The organism is Streptomyces fuscigenes (assembly GCF_021556455.1).
Classification (GTDB): Bacteria; Actinomycetota; Actinomycetes; order Streptomycetales; family Streptomycetaceae; genus Streptomyces; species Streptomyces fuscigenes.
The window spans coordinates 1-2,279 of record NZ_JAKGCV010000649.1; the positions used below are offsets into that span (position 1 = coordinate 1).

Sequence of the window (2,279 nt, forward strand, 5' to 3'; positions counted from 1 at the left end):
CCCAGGACCCCGCGCCGCGTGCCGCGCGGCGCCGGTCCTGCCGACGCGCCGCCGGCGTCGGCCGGCGGCCCTTCCTGCGCAGACGCGGCCTGCGCACCGAGCGGGGTCTGTTCGAAGCAGGCGCGCAGCGCACGCGCGTCCAGGCCCTGGTTGTAGGCCTCGTGCAGCAGCCGGGCGAGGTGGTAGTCCGGGTCGACCGCCAGGGCCCGGGCGACGGCGACCCGGGCCCCGGGCTCGTCGCCCGCCGCCCAGGCGTACCAGGCCACGAGGACCAGGGGCGCCGCCGCGAACTCGACGTAGGCCCCGGCGCACCGCCGGGCCAGCGCCCGCCAGAGCCGCAGTGCCGCTGCCGCGTCCTCCGTGTCCGTCCAGGCGGCGGCACGGTCGCGGGTCTCCCGGTCCTGCAGGCCGACGACCAGCGCGGCGGCCTCGTCGTCGCCCAGCAGCCCGTCGTCCCTCGCGTCGGCCGCGGCCTCCGCCCCGGGCGTCGAGGGGGAGCGGCCGCGGAGCGCGCCGAGGCGGCGTGTGACGTCGCGCGCGAGCTCCAGCGTGCGTGCGGCGACGGCCGTCCGGCCGCCGCCCAGGATCTCGGGCACGATCCTCGCGCCGGCCGCGTCCAGGGCGCGGGCCTGATCGTCGCCCGCGGCCGCGTCCAGGGGAAGGACGCGGGCCTCCATGTCCTTCAGCGAGCCGCGCACGGTGAGCCCCGCGTACGTGGCGGCGGCCGCCATCACGGATGTCCCGGGAAGCACGGTCGGTGTGCCCTCGGGCGGGCAGCACCGCGCGTCCGGGCAGCAGTACGACCACAGGCGTCCGCCGGACACGCACAGCGCCTCCAGCACCGGCAGGTCCTGGGCCCCGCATGCCGCGCGGAGCAGTCGCGCGAAGGGCCGCAGCCGCTCCATGACCTCCCGCCCGGACTCGCCCGCCGCCTCGTCCGGGTCCCGCCACAGGAACAGGAGGACCCCGTCCGGCCTGCTGCCCCGCCGGCGGGCGGCGTCCCGTGCGTACTGGGCGAGGAAGTCGGCCACCTGAGCCCACTCCCCGGGGCCGGCGGGCATGCCGAGCCGGAGCCGGCCGCCGAAGCGTGAGCGATCCCCGTGCACGGTGACGAGGACGACGGAGTCGGTGGGCGTGAAGCCGAGCACGTAGGGCAGCGCGTCGACGAGTTCCGCCGGGCCGCGCAGCGTGATGGGCCGCTCGGCGGCCGGGCCTGTCGTGTCGTGGTGGTTGCTCATGGCTCGACCGTCTCGCGACCGCACCGCCCCGCGCGACCCCTGTGGAAAACTCTGCCCACAGCCCTGATCAGCTCATATGCCCGGCTCGGGCCCACCCCCGGATCGTTCCCCAGCCCGGTGCCGGACTCCGGTCGGCCCGTGCCCGCCGGCCCCGGCGTGATCTGGCGCACACGCGGGTTTACCGCCGCGACGACGGGTAACCGGCCGGACGCGTTTGTCCGACCCTGCCGCGAAGGGAAGCTGGAATGCCGACCGATGCCCTGACCGATGTCCCGTCAGAAACCGTCCAGGTGACGGCCCCCGCCGCGGATCGCGTCTTCGGGGAACTGCCGCTCGTCGACGATCCGCAGGAGGTGGCCCCGGGCGATGCGCGGGGCCTGTCCAGGCTGTTCTTCGACCGCCTCCGGGTGGTGGAGGAGGGGAGTGCCGAGTACGCGTACGCCCGCAACACGCTCATCGAACTGAACATGTCCCTGGTGCACTTCGCCGCCCGCCGCTTCCAGGGCCGTGACCAGATGGAGGACATCGTCCAGGTGGGCATGATCGGCCTGATCAAGGCGATCGACCGCTTCGACCTGTCGCGCGAGAACGAGTTCGCTACGTTCGCGATCCCCTACATAGTGGGCGAGATCAAGCGCTACTTCCGCGACGCGACCTGGGCCGTGCACGTCCCGCGCCGCCTCCAGGAACTCCGGGTCGAACTCGCGAAGGCCAAGGACGCCCTGGGCGCCCGGCTGGACCGCGACCCGACGGTCGCCGAACTCGCCGCGCACCTCCGCCGCAGTGAGGAGGACGTGCTGGAGGGGCTGATCGCCGCCAACGGATACAACTGCGACTCCCTCGACATGCCCCTGGACACGGGCGAGGGCGCCGCCACCGCGAAGAGCCTCGCCGCGTTCGTCGGCACCGCCGACCCGGGCATGGAGCGGGTCGAGAACCTCCAGTCGCTGGCGCCCCTCGTCGCCGAGCTGCCCGAACGCGACCGCCGCATCCTGGAGATGCGCTTCGGCCGCGAATGGACGCAGGCCCAGATCGGCGAGG

Annotated in this window: 2 protein-coding genes; one reads left to right on the forward strand and one right to left on the reverse strand. The window is 74.8% G+C overall.

The features are described from left to right. On the reverse strand, positions 1-1,238 hold a 1,238-nt coding region (locus L1885_RS27360; protein ID WP_235799836.1), incomplete at its 3' end, for a DUF4192 domain-containing protein. Between the two features lie 245 nt (positions 1,239-1,483). Here L1885_RS27360 and L1885_RS27365 point away from each other — a divergent pair. Next, a partial coding sequence (locus L1885_RS27365) for a sigma-70 family RNA polymerase sigma factor (protein ID WP_235799837.1) occupies positions 1,484-2,279 on the forward strand: 796 nt, incomplete at its 3' end.